This is a genomic window from Tsukamurella ocularis, assembly GCF_965138335.1.
In the GTDB taxonomy this organism is placed as follows: domain Bacteria; phylum Actinomycetota; class Actinomycetes; order Mycobacteriales; family Mycobacteriaceae; genus Tsukamurella; species Tsukamurella ocularis_A.
The window spans coordinates 17,879-42,931 of record NZ_CBCSDV010000033.1; the positions used below are offsets into that span (position 1 = coordinate 17,879).

28 protein-coding genes are annotated in these 25,053 nt (G+C 71.7%); 15 read left to right on the plus strand and 13 right to left on the minus strand.

Features of this window, described 5'->3' with window-relative positions; translation table 11 throughout:
• Window positions 1–5: 5 nt before the first annotated feature.
• The 6 genes from ACNAYW_RS21370 to ACNAYW_RS21395 all read left to right on the plus strand — a co-directional run bounded on the left by ACNAYW_RS21370 (window position 6) and on the right by ACNAYW_RS21395 (window position 4,553).
• Window positions 6–449, plus strand: a complete 444-nt coding sequence (locus tag ACNAYW_RS21370) for a hypothetical protein (protein WP_415851648.1) — start codon at window positions 6–8, stop codon at window positions 447–449.
• Between the two features lie 32 nt (window positions 450–481).
• Window positions 482–1,177, plus strand: coding sequence for a type III secretion system chaperone family protein (locus tag ACNAYW_RS21375; RefSeq protein WP_415851649.1), 696 nt, complete (start codon window positions 482–484; stop codon window positions 1,175–1,177).
• Between the two features lie 17 nt (window positions 1,178–1,194).
• Window positions 1,195–1,758 carry an orotate phosphoribosyltransferase gene (pyrE, locus tag ACNAYW_RS21380; protein ID WP_415851675.1) on the plus strand — a complete coding sequence of 188 codons (564 nt, stop codon included), beginning with the start codon at window positions 1,195–1,197 and terminating at the stop codon, window positions 1,756–1,758.
• A complete protein-coding gene (locus ACNAYW_RS21385; protein WP_415851650.1) occupies window positions 1,755–2,462 on the plus strand; it encodes a TrmH family RNA methyltransferase in 708 nt (235 codons plus the stop codon). The genes pyrE and ACNAYW_RS21385 overlap by 4 nt, the downstream gene beginning before the upstream one ends.
• Window positions 2,463–2,519: 57 nt before the next feature.
• A complete protein-coding gene (locus ACNAYW_RS21390) occupies window positions 2,520–3,635 on the plus strand; it encodes a glycoside hydrolase family 76 protein (RefSeq protein ID WP_415851651.1) in 1,116 nt (371 codons plus the stop codon).
• Window positions 3,636–3,704: 69 nt separating this feature from the next.
• Window positions 3,705–4,553, plus strand: a complete 849-nt coding sequence (locus tag ACNAYW_RS21395; protein ID WP_415851652.1) for an alpha/beta fold hydrolase — start codon at window positions 3,705–3,707, stop codon at window positions 4,551–4,553.
• A gap of 19 nt (window positions 4,554–4,572) precedes the next feature.
• On the opposite strand, the gene ACNAYW_RS21400 is transcribed toward ACNAYW_RS21395, so the two are convergent.
• Window positions 4,573–5,115 carry a PadR family transcriptional regulator gene (locus ACNAYW_RS21400; RefSeq protein WP_415851653.1) on the minus strand — a complete coding sequence of 181 codons (543 nt, stop codon included), beginning with the start codon at window positions 5,113–5,115 and terminating at the stop codon, window positions 4,573–4,575.
• A gap of 96 nt (window positions 5,116–5,211) precedes the next feature.
• Between ACNAYW_RS21400 and ACNAYW_RS21405 the strand changes: the two genes are divergently transcribed.
• The gene (locus ACNAYW_RS21405; RefSeq protein ID WP_415851654.1) at window positions 5,212–5,688 is read left to right on the plus strand and encodes an RNA polymerase subunit sigma; all 477 of its coding nucleotides are present in this window, start codon (window positions 5,212–5,214) and stop codon (window positions 5,686–5,688) included.
• Here the strand turns inward: ACNAYW_RS21405 and ACNAYW_RS21410 are convergent.
• Window positions 5,685–6,587: an oxygenase MpaB family protein gene (locus tag ACNAYW_RS21410; protein WP_415851655.1), complete on the minus strand. Its 903-nt coding sequence runs from the start codon at window positions 6,585–6,587 to the stop codon at window positions 5,685–5,687. The two genes, ACNAYW_RS21405 and ACNAYW_RS21410, sit on opposite strands and share 4 nt — an antisense overlap.
• A 133-nt stretch (window positions 6,588–6,720) precedes the next feature.
• On the opposite strand from ACNAYW_RS21410, the gene ACNAYW_RS21415 reads away from it, so the two are divergent.
• Together ACNAYW_RS21415 and ACNAYW_RS21420 are read left to right on the plus strand one after the other, a co-directional pair.
• A complete protein-coding gene (locus tag ACNAYW_RS21415; protein WP_415851656.1) occupies window positions 6,721–6,954 on the plus strand; it encodes a type II toxin-antitoxin system ParD family antitoxin in 234 nt (77 codons plus the stop codon).
• Entirely contained in the window at window positions 6,951–7,241 is a 291-nt protein-coding gene (locus tag ACNAYW_RS21420; RefSeq protein ID WP_415851657.1) for a type II toxin-antitoxin system RelE/ParE family toxin, read from the plus strand. Before ACNAYW_RS21415 ends, ACNAYW_RS21420 begins: the two co-directional genes overlap by 4 nt.
• Before the next feature lie 54 nt (window positions 7,242–7,295).
• Here the strand turns inward: ACNAYW_RS21420 and ACNAYW_RS21425 are convergent, their stop codons facing one another.
• Complete coding sequence (locus ACNAYW_RS21425) at window positions 7,296–7,742, minus strand: MarR family winged helix-turn-helix transcriptional regulator (protein ID WP_415851658.1); 447 nt, start codon at window positions 7,740–7,742, stop codon at window positions 7,296–7,298.
• Between the two features lie 61 nt (window positions 7,743–7,803).
• Between ACNAYW_RS21425 and ACNAYW_RS21430 the strand changes: the two genes are divergently transcribed.
• Complete coding sequence (locus tag ACNAYW_RS21430) at window positions 7,804–8,175, plus strand: VOC family protein (RefSeq protein ID WP_415851659.1); 372 nt, start codon at window positions 7,804–7,806, stop codon at window positions 8,173–8,175.
• Between the two features lie 40 nt (window positions 8,176–8,215).
• Here ACNAYW_RS21430 and ACNAYW_RS21435 read toward each other — a convergent pair whose 3' ends face one another.
• Genes ACNAYW_RS21435 through ACNAYW_RS21450 form a run of 4 tightly spaced genes read right to left on the minus strand, consistent with a single transcriptional unit; the run spans window position 8,216 to window position 13,157 of the window.
• Window positions 8,216–9,862, minus strand: coding sequence for an ABC-F family ATP-binding cassette domain-containing protein (locus ACNAYW_RS21435; protein WP_415851660.1), 1,647 nt, complete (start codon window positions 9,860–9,862; stop codon window positions 8,216–8,218).
• Window positions 9,863–9,886: 24 nt separating this feature from the next.
• Window positions 9,887–10,522 carry a DedA family protein gene (locus ACNAYW_RS21440; protein WP_415851661.1) on the minus strand — a complete coding sequence of 212 codons (636 nt, stop codon included), beginning with the start codon at window positions 10,520–10,522 and terminating at the stop codon, window positions 9,887–9,889.
• Between the two features lie 9 nt (window positions 10,523–10,531).
• Window positions 10,532–11,254 (minus strand): DedA family protein, encoded by a 723-nt coding sequence (locus ACNAYW_RS21445; protein ID WP_415851662.1) that lies wholly within the window; start codon window positions 11,252–11,254, stop codon window positions 10,532–10,534.
• A gap of 31 nt (window positions 11,255–11,285) precedes the next feature.
• Window positions 11,286–13,157 (minus strand): Na+/H+ antiporter, encoded by a 1,872-nt coding sequence (locus ACNAYW_RS21450; RefSeq protein WP_415851663.1) that lies wholly within the window; start codon window positions 13,155–13,157, stop codon window positions 11,286–11,288.
• Window positions 13,158–13,205: 48 nt separating this feature from the next.
• On the opposite strand from ACNAYW_RS21450, the gene fbaA reads away from it, so the two are divergent.
• On the plus strand, window positions 13,206–14,234 hold the full coding sequence (gene fbaA, locus ACNAYW_RS21455) for a class II fructose-bisphosphate aldolase (RefSeq protein WP_415851664.1): 1,029 nt from the start codon (window positions 13,206–13,208) through the stop codon (window positions 14,232–14,234).
• A 1-nt stretch (window position 14,235) separates the two neighbouring features.
• Here the strand turns inward: fbaA and ACNAYW_RS21460 are convergent, their stop codons facing one another.
• Both ACNAYW_RS21460 and ACNAYW_RS24720 read right to left on the minus strand, forming a co-directional pair.
• Window positions 14,236–14,742: a hypothetical protein gene (locus tag ACNAYW_RS21460; RefSeq protein WP_415851665.1), complete on the minus strand. Its 507-nt coding sequence runs from the start codon at window positions 14,740–14,742 to the stop codon at window positions 14,236–14,238.
• A complete protein-coding gene (locus ACNAYW_RS24720; RefSeq protein ID WP_462972180.1) occupies window positions 14,739–15,170 on the minus strand; it encodes an Rv0361 family membrane protein in 432 nt (143 codons plus the stop codon). The genes ACNAYW_RS21460 and ACNAYW_RS24720 overlap by 4 nt, the downstream gene beginning before the upstream one ends.
• A 1,490-nt stretch (window positions 15,171–16,660) precedes the next feature.
• On the opposite strand from ACNAYW_RS24720, the gene ACNAYW_RS21465 reads away from it, so the two are divergent.
• Window positions 16,661–17,080, plus strand: a complete 420-nt coding sequence (locus ACNAYW_RS21465; protein WP_415851666.1) for a DUF3151 domain-containing protein — start codon at window positions 16,661–16,663, stop codon at window positions 17,078–17,080.
• The gene (locus ACNAYW_RS21470) at window positions 17,040–18,218 is read left to right on the plus strand and encodes an FUSC family protein (protein ID WP_415851667.1); all 1,179 of its coding nucleotides are present in this window, start codon (window positions 17,040–17,042) and stop codon (window positions 18,216–18,218) included. The genes ACNAYW_RS21465 and ACNAYW_RS21470 overlap by 41 nt, the downstream gene beginning before the upstream one ends.
• 12 nt (window positions 18,219–18,230) lie before the next feature.
• Here the strand turns inward: ACNAYW_RS21470 and ACNAYW_RS21475 are convergent, their stop codons facing one another.
• Window positions 18,231–18,872 carry a hypothetical protein gene (locus ACNAYW_RS21475; RefSeq protein WP_415851668.1) on the minus strand — a complete coding sequence of 214 codons (642 nt, stop codon included), beginning with the start codon at window positions 18,870–18,872 and terminating at the stop codon, window positions 18,231–18,233.
• An 85-nt stretch (window positions 18,873–18,957) separates the two neighbouring features.
• Between ACNAYW_RS21475 and ACNAYW_RS21480 the strand changes: the two genes are divergently transcribed.
• The gene (locus ACNAYW_RS21480; RefSeq protein ID WP_415851669.1) at window positions 18,958–20,244 is read left to right on the plus strand and encodes an adenylosuccinate synthase; all 1,287 of its coding nucleotides are present in this window, start codon (window positions 18,958–18,960) and stop codon (window positions 20,242–20,244) included.
• A gap of 4 nt (window positions 20,245–20,248) precedes the next feature.
• Here the strand turns inward: ACNAYW_RS21480 and ACNAYW_RS21485 are convergent, their stop codons facing one another.
• The 3 genes from ACNAYW_RS21485 to ACNAYW_RS21495 all read right to left on the minus strand — a co-directional run bounded on the left by ACNAYW_RS21485 (window position 20,249) and on the right by ACNAYW_RS21495 (window position 23,535).
• Complete coding sequence (locus ACNAYW_RS21485) at window positions 20,249–20,611, minus strand: hypothetical protein (protein ID WP_415851670.1); 363 nt, start codon at window positions 20,609–20,611, stop codon at window positions 20,249–20,251.
• Window positions 20,612–21,176: 565 nt separating this feature from the next.
• Window positions 21,177–22,127 (minus strand): carbohydrate kinase family protein, encoded by a 951-nt coding sequence (locus ACNAYW_RS21490; RefSeq protein ID WP_415851671.1) that lies wholly within the window; start codon window positions 22,125–22,127, stop codon window positions 21,177–21,179.
• 1 nt (window position 22,128) lies between these two features.
• On the minus strand, window positions 22,129–23,535 hold the full coding sequence (locus tag ACNAYW_RS21495) for a sugar porter family MFS transporter (protein ID WP_415851672.1): 1,407 nt from the start codon (window positions 23,533–23,535) through the stop codon (window positions 22,129–22,131).
• A gap of 139 nt (window positions 23,536–23,674) precedes the next feature.
• Between ACNAYW_RS21495 and purT the strand changes: the two genes are divergently transcribed.
• On the plus strand, window positions 23,675–25,053 hold a 1,379-nt coding region (purT, locus tag ACNAYW_RS21500; RefSeq protein WP_415851673.1), incomplete at its 3' end, for a formate-dependent phosphoribosylglycinamide formyltransferase.

The following is a 25,053-nucleotide window of genomic DNA, read 5'->3' on the forward strand; positions in this document are numbered from 1 at the left end:
CGCCGGTGGGCGGTGACGCTCGCTCCCGTGGCCCCTGGCCCGCGGTGGTCCTGTGCCTGCTCGGCATCGGCGTGGTCGGCGCGGGCATCGCCTACGCCCTGCACCTGTCGGCGGACCTGGGCAGCGCCCGTCGCGTTCTCCCCGCGGCGCAGTCCGCCGGCGTCTCCGTCAGCGACCAGCGGTCCGTCGCCATCACGCCCGGCCGGGAGGTCATCGGCGCGATCACCTCCGTGGGCGATGCGGCGATCACCGTGCGCTCGGCGCCCGACGGCGGCACCGTCGTCCTGCGCACGGGTCCCACCACCCAGGTGACCACCACGCACGGCAGCACGCTGTCCGATCTCGACGTCGGCGACGTCGTGATGATCCAGGTGAGCGCCGACGGCAAGTCGGCGCTGGCGATCTACGCGGGTCAGATCTCGGTCGCCGGAACCCCGTCTGTCGGGTGAAGTCGCCGGTCGACGCGCTACTGTAGGTGGCGATGTCGTACGTAGTGTTCCTGATCCTCGCGGTGGTCTGCGCGGCGCTGGCCGCCGCGCTCATCTGGTATGAGCGCAACCACTCGCCCGCCATGAACTCCGAACGCGCCGATTGGGCCGCCGAGCGGGAGTTCGTCTACAGCGCCGCCGACCCGTCGCTGCACGACGAGTTCCACCGCGGCGGCATGGCGGTCCCCGGCGATCCCGCGATCGTCGACGTGGCCTACGGCAGCTACTTCGGTGCCGCCGCCTACGTCTTCGACCTGCAGGAGGCCGCGACGATCGTCGCCGTGAGCCGGGGTGCCGTGTCGGGCGCGCTGCTCGACCTGCGGCCCGAGGGAGGGCAGCCGCCCGCCGAGGCCGGCATGGAGCCGCTGGGCGCGCTCGGCCCGCGCGTGCTGTACACGAACAACGCCGAGGTCGCGCGCCGCGTCGCCGACCGCCGCATGATCACCTTCGCCGAGCAGGTGCCCGACTACCTCGAGTCGCTGTGGAACGAGGGCGAGTGGACGCTGGCGTCGATGGACGTCACCGACGACCCCGACGACCTCGACGAGGCGCTCGAGGCCGTGCGCCGCTTCGGTGACCTGCTGCGCGTCCTGCCGCCGGAGGGCCACGCCCGCGTCGTCACGTCGGGCGGCCCCCGGGATCCGGGCCAGCCCGTGCCCGTCCGCTCGGGCAAGGAGTCCGGACGGTGACCGGCGCCGGGAATGCAGTGAGCGGGCCGCGTGATACCGCACCCCTCGACCCGGCCGCGAAGGCCCGGCTCGCCGAGCTCGTGCGCGGGCTGGCCGTGGTGCACGGCAAGGTCACGCTCTCCAGCGGACGCGAGGCGGACTACTACGTCGACCTGCGCCGCGCGACGCTGCACCACGAGGCGTCCCCGCTGATCGGCGCGCTGCTGCGCGAGCTCACCGCCGACTGGGACTTCACCGCCGTCGGCGGCCTCACCCTGGGCGCCGACCCCGTGGCCACCGCGGTGATGCACGCGCCGGGCCGGCCGATCGACGCCTTCGTCGTTCGCAAGGCCGCGAAGGCCCACGGCATGCAGCGCCAGGTCGAGGGCCCCGACGTGGTGGGCAAGCGCGTCCTCGTCGTCGAGGACACCACCACGACCGGCAACTCGCCGCTCACCGCGGTCCGCGCGCTGCGCGACATCGGCGCCGAGGTGGTCGGCGTCGCGACCGTCGTGGACCGCGCGACCGGCGCGGCCGACGTCATCGCCGCCGAGGGGCTGGAGTACCGCTCGGTGCTCGGCCTCGCCGACCTGGGGCTGTGACCTCCCCGTCCGACGCCGCGGGCGGTCCGGACGAGCACCTCGGGCCGACCGAGTGGGTGACGGGCCTGCCCGGACCGCACACCGTCGGGCTGGGGCCGTGGGCTTCGGAGAATCCCGGCACCCCCGTCCCGGCCGATCCCCGCTACGACCCGCAGCTGCTCGCCGAGGGCGACCGCCGCAACGTGGTCGACGCCTACCGGTACTGGACGCGGGAGGCGATCGTCGCCGACCTGGACGCCCGCCGCCACCCCTTCGAGGTGGCGATCGAGAACCTGGGGCACGACGCCAACATCGGGACCGTCGTGCGCACCGCGAACGCCTTCGGCGCGTGGGCCGTGCACATCGTGGGGCGGCGGCGCTGGAACCGGCGCGGCGCCATGGTCACCGACCGCTACCAGCACCTGCACCACCACGAGGACGTCGACGCGCTCGCCGCCTGGTGCGCCGAGCGCGACCTGCCGATCGTCGCCGTCGACAACCTGCCCGGCTCCGTGCCGCTGGAGCGCGCCTCGCTGCCGCGGCGCTGCCTGCTGCTGTTCGGGCAGGAGGGGCCGGGCGTCTCCGGGGGCGCGCGGCACGTCGCCGGCACGACGGTGTCGATCGCCCAGTTCGGCTCGACGCGCTCGATCAACGTGGGCGTGGCCGCGGGCATCGCCATGCACGCCTGGGTCCGCGAACACGCGGACCTCGACGCCGCCTGGTGACCGCGCGCTGACCTGCGGGGACGTGCACTCGTCGGTGACCCGTGATGTGATGTGGTCATGAGTTCGGTCGAGTGGAATCGGCGCGCGGCCGCGGCGCAGGCCGCGGTCGTGGAGCGGCACCTGAAACCGGTCTGGGGCATCCCCGGCACCCTCCTCGGCACGCCTGCCTACCCGGCCACGCGGCGCGATTCGCTGTTCGTCAGCTGGAACTACTGGTGGCAGGCCCACCTGCTGGACGTGGCGGTCGACGCCTACGTCCGGGACGGCGCACCGTCGACGCGCAAGCTGGTGCTCCGCATCGCCCGGGGGCACCGCGTGCGGAACCTGTTCCGCGTCACGAACTCGTACAACGACGACATGGCCTGGATGGGCCTCGCGCTGGAGCGGGCGCAGCGGCACGCGGGCCTGAACTCGGCCCGCCGGCTGCGCGTGCTGCGCGACGCCCTCTACGACGCGTGGGTGCCGGACGCGGGCGGCGGCATCACCTGGCGCACGAAGGGCCTGTTCCTCAACGCGCCCGCCAACGGTCCCGCCGGCATCTTCCTCGCCCGGATGGGTCGCTTCGAGCGCGCCGAGGAGACCTCGGACTGGCTGTACCGGCGGCTGCTCGACCCCGAGACGGGGCTCATCAACGACGGCGTCGACGGCGACTACGACCATCCCGACACCGGGAAGATCTACCCGGAGAAGTACTCGTACAACCAGGGCGTCACCATCGGCCTGGACACGGAGCTCTCGTCGGACCTCGCGCCCGACCACGCCGCCCGCGCCGCGCGCCTCATCGACGCCGTGGCCGAGCACATGACCGACGGTGCCGTGATCACCGGCGGGGACGGGGGCGACGGCGGCCTGTTCAACGGCATCCTCATCCGATACCTCGCCCTGGCCGCCCGCGCCCTGCGCGGCACGTGCGCCGAGGACGCCCGCGAGAGCGCGGCGCGGATCGTCTTCGCCTCCGCCGAGGCGGCCTGGCGCGGGACGCGCGAGCTGGACGGCCGCGTGCTGTTCTCCGCGGACTGGACCCGCGACGCCCGGATCCCCGGCACGTCCGATGCGCCCGCCTACTTCACCGGCGGCACCGTCCGCTCCAGCGAGACGCCCGAGCGCGACCTGTCCGTGCAGGTCGGCGGCTGGATGGCGATGGAGGCCGCCGCCGCGCTCGCGCGACACTGAGCCGCGCGCGACACCGAGCCGCGCGCGACACCGAGCCGCGCCCGCGGCTCACAGACCGAGGAGGTCGCCATGCAGGTCATCGAGGTCGACGGGGTCGCCCTGGCGGTGGACGTCATCGGGGACGCCGACGGTCCGGCGGTGCTGCTCGTCGCCGGCGGCGGGCAGTCCATGGACTGGTGGACGCCGGAGTTCTGCGCCCGGCTCGCGGGCGACGACCTGCGGGTGATCCGCTACGACCACCGGGACACCGGCGGATCGAGCGCCTCGCCGCCGGGCGCGCCCGCGTACACCGGCGCCGACCTCGCGGCCGACCCGCTGCGGATCCTCGACGCCCTCGGCATCGCGGCCGCGCACGTCGTCGGCATGTCCATGGGCGCCGGGATCGGGCAGACGCTCGCGGTCGGCTCGCCCGAACGGGTGCTGTCGCTGACGCTGATCGAGTCCAGCCCCGCGGGCGGCGAGCACGGCCCGCTGCCGGGCCCGACGCCCGCCGTGGCGGCGACCTTCACCGAGCCGCCGCCCGCGATCGACTGGTCCGACGAGGCGGCCGTCATCGGCTACCGCGTGGACGTCGAGCGGCCCTACGCGGGCCCGGGCGGCCTCGACGAGGAGCGGACGCGGGCGATCGCGACGCGCGAGGTGCGCCGCACCCGGAACATGGAGGCGTCGCTGAACAACCACTTCCTCGCGGAGCCGGCGCCGCCCGTCGATCCCGCGGCCATCGCCGCCCCGACGCTGGTGATCCACAGCGCCGACGATCCGCTGTTCCCGCTCCCGCACGGCGAGGCCCTGGTGCGCATGATCCCGGGCGCGCGGCTGCTCGCGCTCCACGGCCCCGGGCACGAGATCCCGCCGCCCGCCACGTGGGACACGGTGATCCCGGAGCTCCGCCTGCACGTCCTCGGGCAGCGGGCCTGAGCGGGTTGCGCCCGAGCGGCTAGGCCGGCGGCCCGTCGCGCCGGGCGCGCTCCTCGGCGAGGGTCTCCCGTGCGGCTGTGGCCCACTCGATCTCGGTGCGGCTGTGCCGGAGAGCGTGGTCGATCGAGATCCGGTCGAAGGCGCTCACGTTCTCGAGGTGAGGCAGCCCCTCGCGGATGGCGGTGAGGGTGTCGATCCGCGCCTGCGCGTCGGCGACGACGGTGTCGAAGAACCGGTCCGCGACGGCGTCGTCGACCTCCGTGAGGAGGAAGGCGCGCAGCAGCTTGGTGTTGTGCGGCGGCGTGTCGATGACCGGCCGGCTGATCCAGTCCGCGAGGTCGGCGCGGCCGGCGTCGGTCGCGGAGTAGACCTTCCGCGACCGTGGGCCGGTGTCCACGACCTCGATGTAGCCGTCCCGCTCGAGCCGGCCCAACTCGGTGTAGAGCTGGCTCTGCGTCGCCGCCCAGAAGTTGCCGATGGATCGCTCGAACCGCCGTAGGAGGTCGTAGCCGCTGCCGGGCCTCTTGGCGAGCAGCCCGAGAGCGGCGTAGCGGAGACTCATACTCCGAACCTAACAGGTCAGAATTGACATGTCTGTATAGGAAGGTAGGGTCGTTAGCCGGGGAACCCACGTCGGTGTGCCGCAGGGAGGGGCGCGATGAAGCGGAGCGGAGTGGACTTCGGCCACACCGTGCGAGCTGCGCAGTGCGGCGACCGACGTGCGGTTCGCGACGTCCTCGATTCGGTCCGCCCCTCGGTCGTGCGGTACTGCCGCGCCCGGGTGTCCGCATCGGGTGGTCGCGCGGACCGCCTCGCGCACGCGGTGTGCCGCCGGGTGCTGGGGGAGCTGCCCGGCTACCAACCGCGCGACGGGGACTTCGCGGCGTTCGTCTACCGCATCGCGGCGCACACCGTGACGAGGGCTGAGGCGGCCGCCCCGTCGCCGGTCGGATCACCCGTGCAGGAGCTGTCCGTCCGTCATCGCGAGATCTTGATCCTCCGCATCGCGGTGGGCCTGTCCGCGGAGGAGGCGGCCTCCGCGCTCGGCTGCACCGTCGCGGCGATCCGGCTCGGCCAGCACCACGCGCTGGCGGAGCTGCGCGAGCGCGGCGGCGGGGGAGGGGCTGTGCGCTAGCGGGTCTCGACGGCGTCCGCGGTGTCGGCGGTGTCGGCGGTCGTGCCGCGGTGCACGGGGCAGCCCGGGGCGAAGGTGCCCAGCGCCTCGGTGCGGAATCCCTTCGGGTAGCTCCGGATCCGGTGGTTGTTCCGCACCAGCGCGGGCGTGCGCCGCGACGGCAGCACGGCGAGGAGCCGGGCACGCAGCTTCATCGCGCCGACGGAGAGCCGGCGCACGAGGGGCCCCGGATCGTCGTAGCGGAAGGCGCGCAGCAGCGGCGGGTCCATGAGGGCGCGGCTGAAGACGCCGATCGCCGGTCGGGCGGGTGCGAAGTAGAAGCTCTTGAGCAGGTCCAAGGTGGAGTCGGCGACGCGGCGGGCGCCCTCGTCGAAGGCGAAGTGCTCGGCCTCGTAGGTGTCCATGTAGTCGGCGAACTCGTCGTACGTGGCGGGGATGTCCGGGATCGCCATGTGCTTGCCCAGGGCCTGGTAGTAGCGGACCGTCGCGAGCTTCTCCGCCTCGGTGAGGTCGCGCCAGCCGTAGTCCGCGATCCACCGGATCGGGACCACGACGAAGGTGCACAGCACGTACCGCATGTCGTCGTCGGAGATGTCGTACATCTTGTGCATCTGGTTGATCCGCCGGACGGCCGCCCTGCCCTCGGGGCTGGCGAAGCCCTTGAGCAGCGGCACCTCCAGCAGGAGCGCCGTGTCGTCGTAGCGCTTCTGCACGCGCTCGGTGAACTCGCCCGTGTCCGCCAGGAGGCGGCCGATGCTGGGCACGGCGTACGTGCGGAACAGCGCGAAGCTCAGCGCCTGCGTGATGTCCCACGGGAAGTCGTACGTCCCGAGGTTCCGTGAGATCTCGACGTAGTCGGTCTCCGGGTTCAGGCCGCGGTTGCGGTCGATCTTCTGCATGCCGTCTCCTCGGTGGGGTGAACCTCACTGTAAGTCGACTTATACAGATGTGCAAGGGGTCACATGCAGGGCTCGCCGGTGTTCCGGAACGACTCTGCGAGCGTCCGTTACCAATCATTGGTACCTTGCACTCATGGCGACGAACACGTCGATCAGCCTCGACGACCACATGACGGAGTTCCTCGCGCGCGAGGTCGCGACGGGCCGGTACCGGTCAGCGAGCGAAGTGGTGCGTGCCGGGCTCCGCATGCTCGAGGACCACGAGACCCGGATGGCGACACTTCGCGGCGCCCTCATCGAGGGCGAGGAGAGCGGAACGCCGGACGCCTTCGACTTCGACGAATTCATCGCCGCCAAGAAGTCGTGACCGGCTATCGGCTCACTCCTGCCGCACGACGCGACCTCTCATCGATCTGGGACTACGCGGAGGAACGCTGGGACGTCCGCCAAGCGGAGACTTACCTGGTCGAGATCCGCGCCGCGATCGAACGGATCGCTGAGGACCCCGATCGAGGTCGCGTGTGCGACGACGTCCGCGAAGGTTACCGACGGTACGCCATGGGGAGCGATCTGATCTTCTACCGACCCCGCATCGACGGCGTGGACGTCGTCCGCGTCCTGCATCAGCGGATGGACCCCACGCGGCACCTCTGACAGCCGCTGGGCGTCTTCGCTTCGGCGGTGAACGGCCCTCGTCGTCGGTGGCGGTCAGGCGTCCGGAGGGCGGAGCGCTGTGATCACGCTTTCGAGTCCGGAGAGGAGCTGCCGCTGCTGCGTCTCGGACAGGTGCGCGACGGCCTGCGTCTCCATGGCGCTGACGGTGACCGCCGCCGCGCGGAGGAGTTCGGTTCCCCGGCGCGTGAGCGTCGTGGGCAGTTCCCGTCCGGACGGCGCCTCGGTGGCACGGGTGATCAGGCCGCGTCGTTCGAGCGATTTGATCATGGTGTTCATGGACTGCCGGGTGACGAAGGCGTCGCGCGCGAGCTGAGCGTTGGAGATACGGGGCGTGCGGTCGATGAGTTCGAGGGCGGCGTACTGCGCCGCGGACAGGTCGAAGGGGCGCAGTCCTTCCTCCATCCGGACCCGGATCGCGACCTGCGCCTCCTTGATCCGGTAGCCGATGCGGCTCTGTAGGGCGTCCACCTCTTGCGTCATGTCAGCATTCTGACATACAGTGACGATTGTCAGAAAGCTGACATTGAACAGGAGGCACGACATGAGCACTCTTACCGGACCCGACTTCCTCGCCCTGCAGGTGCGCGACCTCGAGCGATCGGCGACGTTCTACGAATCGGCGGTTCACCTGCGCCGTGCGCCGCAGTCGCCACCCGGAGCCGTCGTCTTCGAAGGCCCGGTGCCTTTCGCGGTTCGGGAGCCGCTGCCCGGTGTCGACGTGGACGGGGCGGCACCGCGCCCCGGCGTAGGGGTGGCGCTGTGGATGCGATGCGACGACGCCGAGGCCCTGCACCAGGAGCTCGTCGGGGCGGGCGTCTCGATCGTCCGGTCGCCCGCCCCGAGCCCGTTCGGAACGGCCTTCACCTTTCTCGACCCCGACGGTTACGCGGTCACGATGCACGACGCCGGCTGAGTACGCGCGCGGCCGCGAGCGCCGGGGTGCCGGACCAGCGTCAGTCCTCCGTCAGGGCACCGTCGGCCATGCGCCAGCGGCGCGTCGCGCGGACGGTGTCGAGCATCCGGCGGTCGTGCGTGACCAGGATGACGGTGCCGTCGAAGGACTCGACGGCCTGCTCGAGCTGCTCGATCGCGGGCAGGTCGAGGTGGTTGGTCGGCTCGTCGAGGACCAGCAGGTTCACGCCCCGCGCCTGCAGCAGCGCGAGCGCCGCGCGGGTCCGCTCGCCGGGCGAGAGCGACGAGGCGGGGCGCAGCACGTGGTGCCCGCGCAGCCCGAACTTCGCGAGCAGCGTCCGCACGTCGGCGGGCGGCGTCTCCGGCACCTCCGCGCAGAAGGCGTCCACCAGCGGACCGTCGGAGAGGAAGCGGCCGCGGGCCTGATCGACCTCGCCCACCTCGACCCCGGAACCGAGCGTCACCGTCCCCGCGGACGGGGCCAGGCGGCCGAGCAGCAGCCCGAGCAGCGTGGTCTTGCCCGCCCCGTTCGGCCCGGTGAGCAGGATCCGGTCGCCGTACTCGACGCTCACCGTGATCGGCCCGACGGTGAGGCCGGGATGGGCGACCGTGGCCCCCGACGCGGTCACCACGACGGTCCCGCTCCGGGGAGCGCCGAGGATCTCCATCCGCAGCTCCCATTCCTTGCGCGGCTCGGCGACCACCTCGAGCCGCTCGATCGCGCGCTCGGTCTGCCGCGCCTTCGACGCCTGCTTCTCCGTCGACTCGAGCCGCGCCTTGCGGCCCGCCTTGTCGGGATCGGAGCCGCTCTTCATCTTCCGGCGCGCGTTGCGCACGCCGTGCTCCATCCAATTGCGCTGCATCTGCGCGCGGTCCTGCAGGTCGGAGAGCCTGCCGGCGTACTCGTCGTACTCCTCGCGCGCGTGCCGCCGCGCGACGTCGCGCTCCACCAGGTAGGCCTCGTAGCCGCCGCCGTAGACGCCGATCTGCTGCTGCGCGAGGTCGAGCTCCACGACGGTGGTCACCGTCCGGGCCAGGAACTCGCGGTCGTGCGAGACCACGACGATCGCGGTCGAGGCCTCGGCGACGAAGCGTTCCAGCAGCTCCAGCCCGGCGAGGTCGAGGTCGTTGGTGGGCTCGTCGAGCAGCAGCACGTCGTACCGCGACGCGAGCACGGCCGCGAGGCCGGCGCGGGCGGCCTGCCCGCCGGAGAGCCCCGTCATCTCCCTCTCCGGGGCGTCCAGCCCCACGTCGGACAGGATCGCCGCGAGCCGCTGCTCCAGGTCGGCGCCGCCGAGGGCGAGCCACCGGTCCAGGGCGGGCGTGTACAGGTCGGTGTCGGGATCGTCGGCGAGGGCGAGGGCGGCCGCGTCCATGGCCTCCTGGGCGGCCGCGACGCCCGTGCGTCGCGCGACGAACTGCGCGACGGTCTCGCCGGGCCGGCGCTCGTGCTCCTGCGCCAGGTATCCGACTTCCGCGTCGGCGGGGGAGAGATCGACGGTGCCGGTGACGTCCGGGCCGCCGTCCGCGCGCATCCCGGCGAGCAGGGTCAGCAGCGTCGACTTCCCGGCCCCGTTGGCACCGACGAGCCCGACCACGTCGCCCGGCGCGATCACGAGGTCCAGCCCGGAGAACAGGGTGCGGTCGGCGTAGGCGACGGACAGGTCGCGGGTCTGCAGGACGGTCATCGCAGTCGTCCCGACTCCGGGCCGTCAGTCATCGAGGTCGACGGTGACGTTCGGCTTGCGCATCTCGCGCCGGTAGCCGACGATCCCGACGATCGTGCCGACGATGAGCATGACGATCATGCCGCGCAGCGCCCAATCGAGGATCCACTTGTAGTCCTGCAGCGCCGAGGAGGCGTAGTAGCCCACGAGCAGCAGGAACGGCGCCCAGATCAGCGAACCCAGCACCGAGGCGATGGTGAACGTCCGCTTGTTCATGCCGACTGCGCCGGCGACCAGCGGGCACAGCGTGCGGACCCACGGGATCCAGCGGGCGATGAGCACGGAGAGGAAGCCGTGCCGGTCCATCAGTTCCTTGACGCGGTGCAGGTTGTGCGCGTTGAGGTAGCGGCCGTCCTGCTTGGCGAGCACGTGGTCGCCCATCTTGACGCCGATGCCGTAGCCCACGTGGTTACCGGCGATCGCCGCGAGGAAGGCGGCCAGCGCCAGCCCCCACACCGAGAAGGCGGAGTGGCCGGTGGTGGCCATCGCGAGTCCGGCGGTGAGCAGCAGTGAATCGCCGGGCAGGAACAGCCCGATGATGAAGGCGCACTCGCAGAACACGAATCCGGCCACGACGAGCCAGATCATCACCGGCCCGGCGGTCTGGACGAATTCGAGCACGGACGGGGCCTAGGCGCCCGTATCGGCGGCGGCGGCGCGCCGCCCCGCGAGGTACTTCTTGACGACGCCCCACACGATGGGCAGGACCGAGACCAGCACGATGCCGATGAAGATCTTGTCGATGTTCTCGCGGACCCAGTCGATCTTGCCGAGCCACACGCCGAGCAGTAGGATGCCGTCGGCCCAGATCACGGCGCCGATCGCGTTCCAGATGACGAACTTGGCGTAGTGCATCTTCGCGGCGCCCGCGGCGATGGGCGCGAAGGTGCGCACGAACGGGACGAAGCGGGCGAGGATCAGCGTGGCGGGGCCGTACTTCTCGAAGAACTCGTGCGACTCGTCGAGGTACTTGGTCTTGAGGAACCGGGCGTCGGGCTTGAAGAACTTCTCGCCGCCGAAGCGGCCGATGAAGTAGCCCACCTGCGAGCCGAGGATCGCCGCGATCGGCGTCGCGATCAGCAGCACCGGCAGCGACATCGCCGAGCCCGTGTACGTCGCCTCGCCGACGGCGGTGCCGGTCCCGGCGGCGGTCAGCAGGCCGGCGACGAACAGCAGCGAGTCACCCGGGAGAACGGGGAACAGCACGCCGGATTCGATGAACACCACCAGCAGCAGGCCGATCAGGGCGATGCCGCCGAAGGCGTTGAGGACGGCCACCGGATCGGTGATGTCCTTGAGGGCGAACGCCTGCATGGTGGTCGAGGCGGCCAGAGTCAGGTCGTTGAGAGGCACGCGGACCAGAATACCGGCCCGCGTGCCCCGATTACTTCAACACTTCGTCGACGTAGCACCAGCGCCACGACTCCCCGGGCTGGAAGCTGCGGATCACCGGGTGCCGGGTGAGTTCGTAGTGGGCCGTCGCGTGCTTGCCCTCGGAGGAGTCGCAGCAGCCCACGTACCCGCAGGTCAGGCACATTCGCACGGCGACGGGGTTGTGGCCCGACGGGATGCACTCGAGGCAGGTCTCGCTGAGCGGTACCGGGTCGGCGAATTCGTCCGAAACGCGAAGATGGTCACATTCGTCCTGCGCCCACGGCGGGGTCAGCAACTCGGCCACCGCGATGCGCTCGTTGCGCACCGCGGAGACCTCCAGCATGGCCTCCTCGACGTCGAAATTGGCGAGTACCTGCTCGAGCACCTCGTGGTCGCCCTGGCCGGCGTCGCGCATCCGCAGCACCTCCTCGCGCTCGGCGGCGATCATCTGCAGCCGGATCGAGCGGAGCTGCGCGGCGGGCGTGTTCGCGGAGTCCGGACCGAGGCGCTCCCAGAACGCCCGCTCGCGATTGATGGTGTGCTCCCGGACCCCGTCGAGGACGGTGGCGGGGACGGTGTTCTCGGGGCTGGCCGCGATCTGGTCCAGCCGGGCGAGGCCGGCGTTGAGCGCGGCCCGCATGACCACGGCCTGCTGCAGCGCGTCGCTGCGCGCGTTCGGCCCCTGCACCTTGAGCAGCCTGGCGAGCGCGGGCAGCGTCGACCCCTGGATCAGGAGGCTGCCGGCCACCACGACCATGGCCGCGAAGACGAGGACCTCGCGGTCGGGGAAGTCCAGGGGAAGGATGAACGCGGCGGCCAGGGTGACCACGCCGCGCATACCCGCCCAGGACAGGACCGTCGTCTCGCCGGCGCTGAGCCGCTCGTCGGCGTCGTCCACCTTGATGGCGATGAGCGCCGACGGGGCGCACCACACCATGCGCGCGAGGATCACCGTGACCATCACGGCGACGCAGGTCGTGATGATGAGGGGCCAGCCGATGGGCGAGTCGGCGGCCCCCACGAAGATCGTGCGCATCTGCAGGCCGATGAGCAGGAAGACGGCGTTCTCCAGCAGGAACTGGATGGTGTTCCAGTTGATCCGCGCCGACATGCGGCCGATCGCCGTCTGATCGGTGGGCGCCCGGTACGCGACGATGAGGCCCGCGACCACCGTCGCGACCACGCCGGAACCGTGGATGTGCTCGGCGGGCAGATAGGCGATCCACGGGCTGATCAGGCTGATGCCGGTGGTGAGCACGGGATCGGTGAGCCGGCGCAGCGCGTACCGGATGAGCAGCGCCGCGACCACGCCGACGGCCGCGCCGCCCAGCGCGCTGAGCGCGAAGGAGCCCAGCACCTGCCAGAACCCGACGGTGCCGGCGACGGCCGCGATCGCCGTCCGGAGCAGCACGATCGAGGTGGCGTCGTTGAACAGGGACTCGCCCTCGAGCAGCGTCGTCACCCGGCGGGGCAGGCCGATGCGCCGGCCCACCGCGGTCGCCGCCACCGCGTCGGGCGGCCCGACGATGGCGCCCAGCGCGAGCCCCGCGGCGAACGGGATGTCGAGCAGGTACGAGGTCACGACGCCGACGGCCGCGGCGGTGAACAGCACCAGCCCGACCGAGAGCATCCCGATCGGACGGATGTTCTCCTTGAAGTCGACGAGCGAGGCCTTCGACGCCGCCGCGTACAACAGCGGTGGCAGCAGCCCCAGCAGCACCACGTCGGGGTTGAGCGGCACGTCGGGCACCGCGGGGATGAACGACACACCGATGCCCACCACCGTCAACACCAACGGTGCGGCCAGACCCAGACGGTCACAGAAAGCGCTGACCACCAGAACCGTGGCCACGAGGGCGACCAGCCCAACTGCGAGCTCCATGGCGATAGTCTTGCACCTGGAAACGCCGAACCGCTCAGGAGGACAGACATGCCCATCGCCACCCCCGAGGCCTACCGGGAGATGCTGGACCGCGCCCGTGAGGGCGGTTACGCCTACCCGGCGATCAATTGCACGTCCAGTGAGACGATCAATGCGGCGATCAAGGGTTTCGCCGATGCGGGCAGTGACGGGATCATCCAGTTCTCCACCGGCGGTACCGAGTTCGGTTCGGGGTTGGGTGTGAAGGACATGGTGGTCGGCGCGGTGGCGTTGGCGGAGTTCGCGCACGTGGTGGCGGCGCAGTACGACGTGACGGTGGCGCTGCACACGGATCACTGCCCGAAGGACAAGCTGGACGGCCTGGTGCGGCCGTTGCTGGCGATCTCGCAGGAGCGCGTGAACAACGGGCAGAACCCGCTGTTCCAGTCGCACATGTGGGACGGCTCGGCGATCCCGCTGGACGAGAACCTGGAGATCGCCCAGGAGCTGCTCGCCAAGTGCAAGGCGGCGAACATCATCCTGGAGATCGAGATCGGTGTGGTCGGTGGTGAGGAGGACGGTGTCGAGAACGAGATCAACGACAAGCTGTTCACCTCCGACGAGGACTTCGCGAAGACGGTCGACGCGCTCGGCACCGACGGCTACCTGCTCGCCGCCACGTTCGGCAACGTCCACGGCGTGTACAAGCCGGGGAATGTGAAGCTGCGTCCGTCCGTGCTCGGTGACGGGCAGGCCGTCGCGTCGGAGAAGCTGGGCCTGCCCGCGGGCAGCAAGCCGTTCTCGTTCGTGTTCCACGGTGGTTCGGGCTCGCTCAAGAGCGAGATCGAGGAGTCGCTGGGCCACGGTGTGGTGAAGATGAACGTCGATACCGATACGCAGTACGCGTTCACCCGTCCGGTGGCCGGGCACATGTTCGCCAACTACGACGGTGTCCTCAAGGTCGACGGTGAGGTCGGTAACAAGAAGACCTACGACCCGCGCTCCTACCTGAAGAAGGCCGAGAGCTCGATGGCAGAGCGGGTCGTGGAGGCGTGCAACGACCTGCACTCCGCCGGAAAGTCCATCAGCGCGAAGTAACTCAGGCCAGCGCCAGTCCCAGGAGGACGGCCAGCACGAGCACGATCATGGCCGCGGCCGCCGCCCATTCCGGGCCGGTGAGCCGCGGCCGTGCGCGTTCCGGGGTCGGGTTCTGGGCCTGCGGCGCCGGCGGGTTCGACGGTGCGCCCTGCGCCGGCCGGGCGGGGTGCGCGGGCCGGGGCGGGGCCTGCGGCGGCCGCTGCTGCGCGCGGGCCTGCTGGGCCGGCGGACGGTGCTGCTGCGGGCCGTGCGTTGGGTGCGGGCGCGGCGCCATCCGGTGCGGGGCGGCCACCGGCGGCGTCGCGGTGCGCCGGGGCGGGGTCACGCGGCCCGCGCCGCGCGTGATCCGGTCGGTCCGGGGCGTGGGCCGGTCCGGCACCTCGGAGTACGCGAGCTTGGGCTCCGACGGTGCCGGACGCGGCGCGGGCGCCGGGGTCTCCGGCTTCGGCGCCGGCTGCTGCGCGGGCTTCGGATTGCGGAGGGTCGGATCCTCCGACGGGGTGCTCATCGCGCCCCGACGCGGGTGCACACCTTCCAGGTGTCCGCGTCCTTCTCCAGCGTGAGGGTGTTGCGCACCTTCGCGCTCGGCTTGTTGGCGTAGTGCACCTCGACCTGCACCTCCGCCTTGTCGCCGCGCACGTCCACGGCCTGGAGGCCGTCGAGTTCAGGGAGCAGGCCGTCGGCCTTGGCGTTGCCGTAGACGCGCTGCCACTCGCCGTCGCCCAGGCCGTCGTAGTAGGTCTTGGCGTTGCCGCAGGTCTGCGAGCGCAGGGCGGCGAGGTCGCCGCGGCTCACCGCGTCGATGAACGACGTCGTCGCATTGGCCGCCTGCTGCCGCGGGTCGCTCGACGAGCCGGAGCCCGCCTTCGGCACCAGCAGCGCGATCGCCGCGACGATCACGACGATCGCCACCGCAACGGCCGCGACGATCCACAGGGTGCGCCTGCTCTTCGGCGCGGAATNCNGCNCGAGCGGGATCGCCTCGGTCTCGGGGGTCGCGTCCGGCAGCTCGTTCTGCTCGGTGTCGATGATCGCCTGGTCCGGCCGCGGGGCCGTCGGGATCGCCGTCGTCGCNGCCTCGTCGGCGGCTGCGTCGTCCGCGGCGTCGGGCGTGTCCTGCGCGTCGGCTTCCGGCGCGTCGCCGTCGTCGCCCTCGCTCGTGGCGGCCTCGTCCGTGATCTCGGTCGACGCCTCCTCCGCCTCCTCCTCCGCCGCGTCCTGCTCCTCGGCGGTGTCGTCCGCCGGCTCGTCGGCCTCGGCGGAGCCGTCCTGGTCCTCGTCCTGAGCGTCGCCCGCGACTGCGGCTGCTCCGGCGACCACGGCGGCGGCACTCGCGACCCCGGCAGCCGCGGTGGCGACCGACGGGCCGTCGTCCTCGGCCCCCTCGGCACCGTCGGATCCGTCGGTCCCGTCCGCCCCCTCGGCACCGTCGGATCCGTCGGTCCCGTCCGCCCCCTCGGCCCCGNCGGCGCCCTCGGCACCGTCGGCNCCGTCGGCGCCTTCGGCACTGTCCGCGTCGTCCGCCTGCTCGTCGGCCGCGGCCTGCTCGTCGGTCTCGGTCTCGGCCGTCGCGTCGGTGCCGGGCGTCACCGCCGGCTCGTCCGCCTCCTGCTGCGCGCCCTCGCCGGGCTCGTCGGGAGCCTCCTCGGCCGGGCGGCTCTGCACGGGGAAGGCGGTGGTCTCGGCGGTGCTCGGGCGCTGGACGACGGGCAGGACGGTGGTCTCCGTGTCGTCGGCGCCGGGCGACGTGGTCACCACCGGCCCGACGGTCCGCAGCGGCGACGCCGCAGCCTCCTCGGCGGCGGAGTCCTCGTCGGCCTCCTCCGCTGCGTCGCCGCCCTTGACCTCAGTCTCGCCCGCGGCGTCAGTCTCGGGCTCGTCCTCGCTCTCGCTGGGGGCGTCTTCGCCGACCAGTGCGCGACCGGCGGCGGGCAGCACCCGGGTCTCGGCCTCGGACGGTGCGCTCCCGGCGTCGTCGGCATCCTCGTCGCCGCCCCCGGCCTCGGACGCGGCCGAGCGGGCGGCACCGTCGACGGGGATGGCGGTGGTCGGGGCCTCGCCCGGCGACGGGGCGGGCGCAGCCTCCTCGACGAGTCGCGCGAGGGGGTCGGAGTGCGAGGGCGTCACGGCGTCGGCGGGCGCGCTGCCGAGCTCGCCGGCGGTCTCCTGGTGCTCGTGGAGCGGGGCGGCGGGCCAGGCGGCGAGGCGTCCGCGCAGGTCACGAAGCCGCGACAGGGGTCCTCGGTTGTCATCCCGCGCCATCGCCTGTGCCATCCCCTCGTTCGTGAGCCGTTCCTCCACCGCCGCGGCGCACCGCACGCGGAACACCTGACACCCTAGCGGGCACGCACCCGCGGTGATCGGTGCGTTGTGCGGGCACGCACGTCGTCCGCCCGTCCGCGGGCGCCGCATGGAACACTGGAGCAATGACGTCCTTCGGAGATCTCCTCGGCCCGCCCCCGGTCCTGCTCGACATCGACGAAGAGCCGGAACTGCAACTGAACCAGGGGCGCCCGGCCGCCGAGGTGGCGGCCGACGCCCCCACGTCCTCGCTGGCGTGGGCCGTGCTCGCCGAGGGGGCGCTCGACGCCGGTGAGGCCGTCGCCGCCTACGCCTACGCGCGCACCGGCTACCACCGCGGCCTCGACCAGCTGCGCCGCCAGGGCTGGCGCGGTTTCGGCCCCGTGCCGTACAGCCACGAGAACAACCGCGGATTCCTGCGGGCGGTGGCCGCGCTGGCCCGTGCCGCGCAGTCGATCGGCGAGGAAGACGAGTACCTCCGTTGCCTGGACCTGTTGAACGACTGTGACCCCGAAGCCGCCGGCGCCCTCGGACTCGGCGCGTAGCCGAATCCTCCGGCGGCACAACGCGCTGCCGCAGGTGATCCAGAGCCGCACCAAGCGGCTCTGGAACGCCAAACTGCCCATCCTGCAGTGCGCGGTCGCCGCGGGCATCGCGTGGTTCATCGCGAACGACGTGATCGGGCACGTCTCGCCGTTCTTCGCGCCGATCGCCGCGATCATCTCGCTCGGGCTCTCGCTCAACCAGCGGCTGCGCCGGTCCCTGGAACTCGTCGGCGGCGTCACCGTCGGGATCGGCGTGGGCGACCTGCTGATCTCCGTGATCGGCACGGGCCCCTGGCAGCTGGCCCTCGTGGTGGCGATCGCCATGGCCGTCGCCGTCCTCGCCGACCGCGGGCCGCTCGTGCCGATGCAGGCGGCGTCCTCCGCCGTCCTGGTCGCGACGCTGCTGCCGCCCGGTTCGACGGGCGGCTGGACCCGGATGCTCGACGCGCTCATCGGCGGCCTCGTCGGGGTGGTGATCGTCGCGCTGATCCCGAACAACCCCGCGCGACGGCCCCGCAAGGACGCCGCCAAGGTCCTCGACACCATGCGCCGCGTCGTCGCCTCGGTGGCCGCCGGCCTGACGGACCGCGACATCTCCTCGCTCGAATGGGCGCTGGAGACGGCCCGCGCCACGCAGCCCGACCTGGACCAGCTGTCCAGCGACCTCGCGGGCGGCATCGAGATCACCAAGGTCTCGCCGATGTTCTGGAGCTCGCGGCAGCGGATGGACAAGCTGCAGGCCATCGCCGATCCGCTCGACAACGCGGTGCGCAACATCCGGGTCATGGCGCGGCGGGCGCTCGGGTCCAATCAGGCGGGGGAGAAGATCGACCCTGCGCTGGTCACCGAGATCGGGAGGCTCGCCGATGCGTTCAAGACCCTGCGCGACGTGGTGCTCGCCGAGCCGGGGACGCAGCCCGATCAGGCCGAAGCGGCGCGAGTGCTGCGGTCGTCCGCCCGGCGCGCGAACGCCCTGCACCTCGAGGAGAGCGAGACGCTCAACGAAGTGATGATCTACGGCCAGCTGCGCTCGACGATCGTCGACCTGCTGCAGGTCGCAGGCCTCTCCCGCACCTCGGCCGTCGCGCAGATGCGCGACGTGCCGAAGAAGAAGGACGCGCCGAAACCGCCCGAGTGAGCGGCGGCGTCGTCAGCTGATGAGCAGCCAGTCGTCGGTGTTGCGGTAGAAGGTCGCGCGGGTCACGACGCTCGGATCGGTGCGGCCGTCGCGCGTCACGACGAGCTCGAGCCCGCCGGTCTGCGCGGCGCGACCGGACAGCCACCGTCGGCGCACGCCCTTCGCGAGCCGGGCGCGGACGCCGCCCCCCTCGTTCGTGCCGGTCGGCTCGATGATCACGGCCTTCGCCTGCCCGGTGAACAGCTTCTCCGAGTCCACGAAGGTCTCGCCGGTGAGCGGGCCGCCGTCGGGCCCGGTGACCTTCGCCTTGCCGACGAGGACGAAGCCGCGGTCGTCGCGGATCAGCGGCACGGCGCGCGGCGTGCCGGTCAGCGGATCGCCCGGCGGGTAGATCGCCGAGGCGTGCGAGTTCTGGGTGGGCGCGTACGCCACCTCGACGTCGAGTCGTTCCGATGCCATCAGCCGGGCGATCACCGCCGCCAGCAGGTCGTCGGGGCCCGCGACCACGATCCGCTTCGGGAACGTCAGCTTCTGCTTCAGTTCCGCCTTCGCGGAGTCGAGGTCGACGGTGATCGTTTCGAGGTCGCGGAGGCTGCCCGGGATACGGACATCGGGGGCGCGCACCACGACGGTGCTCTGGGTCACGGAGCTCACCGCACCTACTGTAAGGTTGCGGCACGGCTCGACGTTATCCAGGGGAATCCATCGAGGTGAGTTTCGAGCCGGAAGGAGATCGTCCATGCCTGCGATCGTGCTGATCGGCGCCCAGTGGGGCGATGAAGGTAAGGGAAAGGCCACCGATCTGCTGGGGGAGAAGCTCCAGTGGGTGGTGCGCTACCAGGGCGGCAACAACGCCGGCCACACGGTGGTCCTGCCCAACGGCGACAAGTTCGCGCTGCACCTCATCCCGTCGGGCATCCTGACACCCGGCGTGAAGAACGTGATCGGCAACGGCGTCGTGGTGGACCCGTCGGTCCTGCTCGCGGAGCTCGACGGCCTCGAGGCGCGCGACGTCGACACGTCGAACCTGCTGCTCTCGGCCGACGCGCACCTGCTCATGCCGTACCACGTCGCGATCGACAAGGTCACCGAGCGCTTCCTCGGCAACAAGAAGATCGGCACCACCGGCCGCGGCATCGGCCCCTGCTACCAGGACAAGATCGCCCGCGTCGGCGTCCGCGCGCAGGACGTGCTGGACGAGTCGATCCTGACCCAGAAGGTCGAGGCGGCGCTCGAGTTCAAGAACCAGGTGCTCACCAAGATCTACAACCGGCGCGCCCTCGACCCGCGCCAGGTGGTCGACGAGACGCTGGAGCTCGCCGAGAGCTTCAAGCACCGCATCGCCGACACCCGCCTCGAGCTGAACCTCGCGCTCGAGCGCGGCGAGACGGTGCTGCTGGAGGGCTCGCAGGGCACACTGCTCGACGTCGACCACGGCACCTACCCGTACGTCACCTCGTCGAACCCCACGTCGGGCGGCGCGTCGGTGGGCTCGGGCATCGGCCCCACCCGCATTACGACGGTGCTGGGCATCCTCAAGGCGTACACCACCCGCGTCGGCTCGGGCCCGTTCCCGACGGAGCTCTTCGACGAGTGGGGCGAGTACCTCGCCAAGCACGGCGGCGAGGTGGGCGTCACCACCGGCCGCGCGCGCCGCTGCGGCTGGTTCGACGCCGTGATCGCCCGCTACGCCACCCGCGTGAACGGCATCACCGACTACTTCCTCACCAAGCTCGACGTGCTCAGCTCCATCGAGAACGTCCCGATCTGCGTGGCCTACGAGATCGACGGCGTGCGGTACGACGAGATGCCGCCCAACCAGACCGATTTCCACCACGCGAAGCCGATCTTCGAGACGATGCCGGGCTGGTGGGAGGACATCTCCCAGTGCCGCACCTTCGAAGAGCTGCCGAAGAACGCGCAGGACTACGTGCTGCGGCTCGAGGAGCTCTCGGGCGCGCACATCTCCTGCATCGGTGTGGGCCCGGGCCGCGACGAGACCATCGTCCGCCGCGCCATCGTCTGAGGCCCTAGGGCGTCGGGGCCCGGGTCGGCGTCGCCGAGGGCGCAGCGCTCGGGGTCACGCGGTTCATCCGCGGCCCCTCGCCGCGGCCGGGCCCGTGTCGCTGCGCCTCGTGCCCGCCCGGCCCGCGCTGCTGCATCGAATGGCCTTTGTGCCCGCCGGTGACCTCGTTGGTCCAGTAGCCGGCGGTGAAGCTGACGCCGCTGATCCCGATGAGCCCGAAGACGATCGCCGCGATGAGCAGCTTCCTCGAGGGGCCGGTCTTCGGCGGTGCCGCCTCCTGCGGCGCTGGGGCGGGCGCTGCGGTGGCCGCCGGCGCGGGCGGGATCGGCGCGGTGGGAGTCGGCTGCGGATCGGTGGGTTCGGTCATGGGTTCTCGCTTCGGTCGGTGCGGTCACCGCGACCGCGCTGGATCCAATGATGCGACGCCCGGCTTGGAATCCGCTGTCAGGTCCCTCCGAATCAGGCCTGCTTTCGTCGGGCTGAGTGGGGTTCGATGTCGCGCGGAGAAGCCATGCGCGCCACGCATGGCACACAAAGCCGCAGTTCAAACAGCATTCTTGGCGCATCGAGTCATGCGTGTCGCGCATGACCTCGGGTGCGACGGCGGCGAGCGCCGCCGCCGCTCCGGCGCCGTGCCCCGTGAAGGTCGCCGCGTCGTCCCCCGCTCGACACCGATCCGCGGCTCCGGCGGTCCTACCCCCACGGGAAGCCGTTCGTGCAGCAGGGGAGCGGTCGGCCCCCGCGCGGGGTTCGCTCCCCGACTTCGCGGTCGGCAGCGCGCGCGGATCATCGGGGGTATGCGTCCAGTGCATGGCTGACGTCGAGCAATACGCACTTGACCTGCGAATACGTCGGTCATGCGTGCCGCGCATGGCTCCGGTGCGAACACACCACCCCTGCGTTGCCGGTGCCGTGACCCGCCGAGGCACCCGTCAGCGCAGCGTCGGATCCTGTGCCCGCACGGCCCGTACCTCGTCCATCGACGGTGCGTACGCGCCGGCCCGGCTCACGGTGAGCGCGGAGGTGATGACGGCGCGGTGCAGTGCGGGCTGCACGTCGCTCCACTGCGCGGCCCGGAGCCGGCGGGCGGCGTACCGCGACCCCAGGTAGCCGGCGTCGAGCAGCCCGGAGACCAGCCCGGCCATGAACGAGTCGCCGGCGCCGACGGTGTCGCCCACCTCCACGGTCAGCTGGTCGACGTGCAGCATGTCCCGGTTGCCGGCGAGCAGCGCGTACGCGCCCCAGGGGCCGCGGGTGAGCACCACCATGGCCGGGCCGGCCGCGATCCAGCGCCGCATCACGTCCTCGACGGGCTCGTCGGGGTGCAGCCAGGCGATGTCCTCGTCGCTGGCCTTGACCACGTCGGCCTGCGCGATCAGCTCCATCACTCGGGGCAGCACCTCGGCGGGCGTGCCCATCAGCGCGGGCCGGATGTTCGGATCGTAGGAGACGGTGGCGTGGTCCCGGATCCGGCGCACCACGTCGGCGACGCCGTTCGCGCCCGGCGCGAGCGTCACGGCGAAGCTCCCCGTGTGCAGGTGCCCGTACCGCTCCAGCGACTCGACGGCCGGCACCTCCCAGGTGAGGTCGAACTCGTAGGTCGCGCGCCCCTCGGCGTCGACGTTCGCGTACGCGAGCGGCGTGTTGGCGGCGCCGTCGGACCCGGGGACCACCTCCACGCCCGCCCGGGCCGCGGTCTCGGCGATGCGGTGCCCGCGCACGTCCCGCCCCCACCACGACAGGATCGACGTCGGATCGCCGAGCGACGCCAGCCCGCACGCGACGTTGAACAGGCTCCCGCCGACGTGCTCGGACGGCTCGGCGCCGTCGCGCAGTACGACGTCGACGAGTGCCTCGCCCAGGCACAGCGTCCGATCGGTCATCTCAGATCCCCTTCGTGGCAGGTGGCTCGGCGGAGACCTCCTCGTCGAGGCCCAACCGCTCGGCCATCTCCTCGAGCGGAATGCCCTTGGTCTCCGGCATCACCTTTATCACCCAGAGCAGCTGCAGCACCATGAACCCGAAGAAGATGGAGAACGCGACGCCGCCGCCGAAGGCGCCGATGATCGGCGGGAACGCGAAACTCGTGATCGCGGCCCACACCCAGTGCGTCAGGCTGCCGAGCGCCTGCCCGCGGCCGCGGATGCTGTTGGGGAAGATCTCGGAGAGGAACACCCAGATCACCGCGCCCTGGCCGAAGGCGTGCGAGGCGATGAAGACCATGAGGCCCAGCAGGACCAGGATCGACGAGGTGCTGTCGAACGAGCGGCCGTCGCTCTCGTAGTAGAACATCACCGAGGCCATGAAACCGAGGGAGACCAGGTAGCCCACCGAGCCGACCAGCATGAGCCGGCGGCGGCCGAGCCGGTCGATCACGGTGAGCGCGGCCATCGTCGCGACCAGGTTCATCACCCCGACCGCGACGGACATCAGGTACGCCGCGTTGGTGCTGGCGCCGGCGTCCTGCATGACGCGCGGCGCGTAGTAGAGGATCGCGTTGATGCCGGACATCTGGTTGAAGAAGGCGATCGCGACGGCCAGCAGGATCACCTTGCGATGGCCGCGGGTGTAGAACTTCGTCTTCTCGGTGCCCCGTTCGGCGGCGAGCGTCTCCTGGATCTCGGCCATCTGCGCGTCGGCCTCCGCCGTCGTGGAGCAGAGCCGCTCGGAGGTGGCGCGCGCGACCGCGAGGTCGCCGTGTCCGGCGAGCCAACGGGGCGTCTCCGGCACCGTCGGGAGCATGACGAGGAAGAGGACGGCCGGAACGACCATGACCCCGAGCATCCAGCGCCAGGCGTTCGGGTCGTCGCCCAGGATGGTGCGGATGATCGCGTTCGACGCGTACGCCACCAGGATGCCCAGGACGATGTTGAACTGCACCAGGCCCACGAGCCGGCCGCGGAACTTCGGCGGCGCGATCTCGGCGGTGTAGATCGGGGCGCACACGCTCGACGCGCCGATGCCGAGGCCGCCGAGGAACCGGAACGCCTGCAGCACTTCGACCGACGACGTGGGCGCGAGTGCGCAGCCGATCGCGCTCACGACGTACAGCACGCCGATCGCGTACAGCACATTCTTCCGGCCGAACCGGTCCGCGAGCCGACCGGAGACGATCGCGCCGACGATGGTGCCGATGAGGGCGGTCGTCACCGTGAAGCCGAGCGCCGCGTCGGACAGGTGGAACTGGTCCTGGATCTGTTCCTCGGCGCCGGAGATGACCGCCGTGTCGAAGCCGAAGATGAGTCCGCCGGTCGCCGCGACGACGGCGCTCCGGATCACGAGTGCCTTCATTCCCCGAACCTAGGCGCCTCCCGCCGGGGCCCGAGTGATAACGAATGAAACGCTCACCACCGCAGAACGATCGGAAGCAAACACGAATCGACTGGTCGGCACGCGCACCGCGGGGCCGCGCGTTTGCCAGAATGGACCCATGACGAACCTCAGCGAGACCGGCGGCAACCCCCGGATCGGCACGGCGCTCACCCCCGGTGCCACGAAGGCGCTGATGCTGGGTTCGGGCGAGCTGGGCAAGGAGGTGGTGATCGCCTTCCAGCGCCTCGGCGTCGAGACGATCGCCGTCGACCGCTACGCGAACGCGCCCGCGATGCAGGTCGCGCACCGCAGTCACGTCATCGACATGACCGACGCCGCCGAGGTCCGCCGCGTCATCGAGGCGGAGAAGCCCGACTTCGTGGTCCCCGAGATCGAGGCCCTCGCCACCGACGCGCTGGTCGCCGTCGACGAGGAGGGGCTCGCCGAGGTGATCCCGACGGCGCGGGCCGTCGCGCTGACGATGAACCGCGAGGGCATCCGCAAGCTCGCCGCGGAGGAGCTCGGCCTGCCCTGTTCGCCGTACGCCTTCGCCTCGTCGCTCGACGAGGTGCGCGCGGCCTCCCGCGAGGTCGGCTTCCCGTGCGTGATCAAGCCGGTGATGTCGAGTTCGGGCAAGGGCCAGTCGGTGGTCCGGTCGGTCGAGGAGCTCGACGGTGCCTGGGAGTACGCCGTCGAGGGCGCGCGCGTCCGCAACGAGCGGGTGATCGTCGAGGGCTTCGTCGACTTCGACTACGAGATCACCCTGCTCACGGTGCGCGTCTACGACGCGGAGCGCGGCAAGGTGGTCACCCGGTTCTGCGAGCCCATCGGTCACCGGCAGTCCGACGGTGACTACGTCGAGTCCTGGCAGCCGCAGGCGATGAGCCAGGCCGCCTACGACGCGGCGACCTCCGTCGCGGGCCGCATCACCACCGCCCTCGGCGACGGCGGCACCGGCGGCCGCGGCGTCTTCGGGGTGGAGCTCTTCGTCAAGGGCGACGACGTCTACTTCTCCGAGGTCTCGCCCCGCCCGCACGACACCGGCCTGGTGACGCTGGGCTCGCAGCGGCTCTCCGAGTTCGAGCTGCACGCCCGCGCCATCCTCGGCCTGCCCGTGGACACGTCGCTGATGTCGCCGGCCGCGTCGGCGGTCATCTACGGGACCAAGGACAGCAGCTCGGTCGCCTTCGACAGCGTCGCCCGCGCGCTCGACGTGCCCGAGAGCGACCTGCGCCTGTTCGGCAAGCCGGAGGGCTACGCCAAGCGGCGGCTCGGCGTCGCGGTGGCGACGGCCGACACCGTCGAGGTGGCGCGCGCCAACGCCGCGGAGGCCGCGGGCCGGGTGGTCGTCGTCGACAGCGCGGACCCCGTCCAGCAGGGCGCCCCCGAGACCACCGCGGTGCCGATCCAGCGGCCGCAGCAGCCGCTCGACGATCCCTCCACCCGCGCGATGCCGACGCAGCGTCCCGCCCAGCCCGGCCCGGCGCAGCCGGGCCC

What these genes read in the sequence shown, in the direction of transcription:
- ACNAYW_RS21415 (WP_415851656.1), top strand. Translation starts at nt 6,721, where the DNA reads ATGGCGACGAACACGTCGATCAGCCTCGACGACCACATGACGGAGTTC.
- ACNAYW_RS21395 (WP_415851652.1), top strand. Translation starts at nt 3,705, where the DNA reads ATGCAGGTCATCGAGGTCGACGGGGTCGCCCTGGCGGTGGACGTCATC.
- ACNAYW_RS21400 (WP_415851653.1), bottom strand. Translation starts at nt 5,115, where the DNA reads ATGAGTCTCCGCTACGCCGCTCTCGGGCTGCTCGCCAAGAGGCCCGGC.
- ACNAYW_RS21390 (WP_415851651.1), top strand. Translation starts at nt 2,520, where the DNA reads ATGAGTTCGGTCGAGTGGAATCGGCGCGCGGCCGCGGCGCAGGCCGCG.
- ACNAYW_RS21375 (WP_415851649.1), top strand. Translation starts at nt 482, where the DNA reads ATGTCGTACGTAGTGTTCCTGATCCTCGCGGTGGTCTGCGCGGCGCTG.
- ACNAYW_RS21430 (WP_415851659.1), top strand. Translation starts at nt 7,804, where the DNA reads ATGAGCACTCTTACCGGACCCGACTTCCTCGCCCTGCAGGTGCGCGAC.
- ACNAYW_RS21410 (WP_415851655.1), bottom strand. Translation starts at nt 6,587, where the DNA reads ATGCAGAAGATCGACCGCAACCGCGGCCTGAACCCGGAGACCGACTAC.
- ACNAYW_RS21450 (WP_415851663.1), bottom strand. Translation starts at nt 13,157, where the DNA reads ATGGAGCTCGCAGTTGGGCTGGTCGCCCTCGTGGCCACGGTTCTGGTG.
- ACNAYW_RS21465 (WP_415851666.1), top strand. Translation starts at nt 16,661, where the DNA reads ATGACGTCCTTCGGAGATCTCCTCGGCCCGCCCCCGGTCCTGCTCGAC.
- ACNAYW_RS21495 (WP_415851672.1), bottom strand. Translation starts at nt 23,535, where the DNA reads ATGAAGGCACTCGTGATCCGGAGCGCCGTCGTCGCGGCGACCGGCGGA.
- ACNAYW_RS21425 (WP_415851658.1), bottom strand. Translation starts at nt 7,742, where the DNA reads ATGACGCAAGAGGTGGACGCCCTACAGAGCCGCATCGGCTACCGGATC.
- fbaA (WP_415851664.1), top strand. Translation starts at nt 13,206, where the DNA reads ATGCCCATCGCCACCCCCGAGGCCTACCGGGAGATGCTGGACCGCGCC.
- ACNAYW_RS21405 (WP_415851654.1), top strand. Translation starts at nt 5,212, where the DNA reads ATGAAGCGGAGCGGAGTGGACTTCGGCCACACCGTGCGAGCTGCGCAG.
- ACNAYW_RS21435 (WP_415851660.1), bottom strand. Translation starts at nt 9,862, where the DNA reads ATGACCGTCCTGCAGACCCGCGACCTGTCCGTCGCCTACGCCGACCGC.
- ACNAYW_RS21485 (WP_415851670.1), bottom strand. Translation starts at nt 20,611, where the DNA reads ATGACCGAACCCACCGATCCGCAGCCGACTCCCACCGCGCCGATCCCG.
- ACNAYW_RS21460 (WP_415851665.1), bottom strand. Translation starts at nt 14,742, where the DNA reads ATGAGCACCCCGTCGGAGGATCCGACCCTCCGCAATCCGAAGCCCGCG.
- ACNAYW_RS21480 (WP_415851669.1), top strand. Translation starts at nt 18,958, where the DNA reads ATGCCTGCGATCGTGCTGATCGGCGCCCAGTGGGGCGATGAAGGTAAG.
- ACNAYW_RS21490 (WP_415851671.1), bottom strand. Translation starts at nt 22,127, where the DNA reads ATGACCGATCGGACGCTGTGCCTGGGCGAGGCACTCGTCGACGTCGTA.